Source organism: Dietzia sp. SLG310A2-38A2 (assembly GCF_014145095.1).
Lineage (GTDB): Bacteria > Actinomycetota > Actinomycetes > Mycobacteriales > Mycobacteriaceae > Dietzia.
Genome location: NZ_JAALDX010000068.1, coordinates 1 through 2,374, shown reverse-complemented (window position 1 = coordinate 2,374; position 2,374 = coordinate 1). Strand labels below are relative to the sequence as shown.

The 2,374-nt window shown below is 70.1% G+C and carries 3 protein-coding genes and 1 tRNA gene; 2 read left to right on the top strand and 2 right to left on the bottom strand.

The window, feature by feature from the left end; genetic code table 11:
- On the bottom strand, window positions 1-609 hold a 609-nt coding region (modA, locus tag G6027_RS02950; RefSeq protein WP_346995611.1), incomplete at its 3' end, for a molybdate ABC transporter substrate-binding protein.
- A gap of 10 nt (window positions 610-619) precedes the next feature.
- A complete protein-coding gene (locus tag G6027_RS02945) occupies window positions 620-1,114 on the bottom strand; it encodes a YajQ family cyclic di-GMP-binding protein (protein ID WP_179523183.1) in 495 nt (164 codons plus the stop codon).
- 143 nt (window positions 1,115-1,257) lie between these two features.
- On the opposite strand from G6027_RS02945, the gene G6027_RS02940 reads away from it, so the two are divergent.
- Together G6027_RS02940 and G6027_RS02935 are read left to right on the top strand one after the other, a co-directional pair.
- Window positions 1,258-1,340, top strand: a tRNA-Tyr gene (locus tag G6027_RS02940).
- 175 nt (window positions 1,341-1,515) lie between these two features.
- A partial coding sequence (locus tag G6027_RS02935) for a polyprenyl synthetase family protein (protein WP_182635277.1) occupies window positions 1,516-2,374 on the top strand: 859 nt, incomplete at its 3' end.

Here is a 2,374-nt window from a genome sequence, read left to right as displayed (position 1 = left end):
GTAGACGATCCCCGCGTCGGCCTCCCCCGAGGTGACCTTGCCGCGCACGTCGGTGACCTTGGATTCCTCGCTCACCGGTCGCAGTTCCATCCCGGCCGCCGCGGCCAGCGCGCGCGCCGCGTCGCCGCAGGGGACACCGTCAGCGCACACGACCAACCGGGTGCCGTCGAGTGAGCGGTCCAGACCGGTGACGCCGGCGGGGTTCCCGGGCGGGGTGATCAGGGTGAGGACGTTGGTCGCGAACTCCACCGGCTCACCGGGGATCAGTCCCTCGGCGAGCGCCCGGTCCATGCTCGCGGCATCCGCCGAGGCGAACACGTCGGCGGGAGCGCCCCCGGCGATCTGGTCGACCAGCCCGGCCGATCCGTCGAAGGACAGCCGTACCTCGACCTCGGGGTTCTGACGCTCGTAGTCCTCGGCTATCCGGGTGAACGCGCTGGTGAGCGAGGCGGCGGCGAAGACCGTGAGCAGAGGCGAGCCCTCGTCGTCGTCGATCCCGACAGAACATCCCGCCAGCAGGGACATCCCCACGGCCGCGGCGAGCACCCGCACGCCGCCCGCGCCGGCGGCACGCTGCCGGCTCCTCCTGCGTCCCCCTGGGAAGGGCACGGTCGTCGGACTACCGGTAGTTGGTGAACTGCAGCGCGACCTCGAGATCGGCCTTCTTGAGCAGCTGCATGCACTCCTGCAGGTCGTCGCGCTTCTTGGACGACACCCGGATCTCCTCGCCCTGGATCTGCGCCTTGACGCCCTTGGGGCCCTCGTCGCGCAGGAGCTTGGTGATCTTCTTGGCGTTCTCCTTGTCGATGCCCTGCTTGAGGGAGCCGACCAGGCGGAAGCCCTTACCGGACGGCATCGGGTCGCCCACCTCCAGCGCCTTCATGCTCAGGCCCCGGCGGACCAGCTTCTCGATGAACACGTCCTTGGCCGCCAGCACACGGTCCTCGGAGGCCGCGACGATCTCCACCGCGTCGTCACCCTTCCACTCGATACCGGCGTCGGTACCGCGGAAGTCGTAGCGGGTGCCCAGCTCCTTGGCGGCCTGGTTGAGGGCGTTGTCCACCTCCTGGCGGTCGAACTCCGAGACGATGTCGAACGAGGACTCCGAGGCCATGGACGCGCTCCTTCTCCTGGGTTGGGGGACGATCCCGGCCAGGCTACCCGGCCGTGACATCCGCCCGGGCCACCCCGCCGGCCCCGATTTGGCACCGGGGGTCACACGCGTTGTATCGTGTCCTAGCGCCTTCAAGGATGCACGCCAGATTGCCCGAGCGGCCAAAGGGAGCGGATTGTAAATCCGTCGGCTTATGCCTACGTTGGTTCGAATCCATCATCTGGCACGCGAGACCCCCGCCACAAGCGGGGGTCTTCGTGCATTTCCTGGCCGCGATAGTGTGGCCGTGTGACACCGTGGACATCAGCGGCGCCGGGTGCGGGACGCCGGTGTGCCGCATCTCATCGAAAAGATTCGAGGTGAGGGGTATCCACGACAGGGTCGGCTCCGAACAACAGGACATGACACTGGATTCGGTAAGCGCCGCCCAGCGGATGACCTCTCGCGACCTGCCCGACGGCCTGGGTCCCGCCGTCGACGACTGGGCGGCCGATCTCGACCGCACCACCCGATCGGGCAAGGGCATGCGCTCGGCACTGTTCGACGCGGTCTACACGCACGCCGGCGGTCGCGACGAGGCGGTTCGCGCCGCCGCCTGTCAGGCGCTCGAACTCCTCCACGAGGCCTTCCTGGTCCATGACGACGTGGCCGACGGCGACGACCATCGCAGGGGCCGGCCCAATCTGCAGGGACGCACCACGACGCGGGGTGCCGAGCAGGGGTTGTCCCGGGAGACCGCCGCGCACGTCGGCATGGTGGGGGGACTGCTCGGCGGGGATCTCCTCCTGGTGGCCGCGATGGGCGAGTTCGCCCGGTTGCCCGTGCCGGCGCCCGTGCTGCACCGCGCCATGGCGGAGGTCGAACGCGCGGTGGTGGCCTCCATCGCCGGGGAGTACGCCGACGTGCACGGTGCGGCCCACGGTGAGCCGACCACGCAGGAACACGCGCTGGCGATCGGTGCCGCCAAGACCGCAGCCTACTCCGTGACCCTGCCCATGGTGCTGGGCGTGGTCCTGGCCGGGGGGCCGGAGGAGATGATCCCCCCGCTCCGTGAGACCGGTCGCCACCTGGGCACGGCGTACCAGGTGGTCGACGACGTCCTGGGCGTGTTCGGCGACCCGGCGGTGACCGGCAAATCCAACGAGGGTGACCTGATGCGCCGGGCCCCCACGGTGTTGCTCGCCTTCGCCTCCACCACCGATCTCTGGCCGCGCGTCGACGCCGCGCTCGGTGGCACCGACGCCGGCCGGCCTGGCCCTG

Bases quoted from the DNA above. Each gene is read 5' to 3' on its own strand.
- G6027_RS02945 (WP_179523183.1), bottom strand. From the start codon at position 1,114: ATGGCCTCGGAGTCCTCGTTCGACATCGTCTCGGAGTTCGACCGCCAG.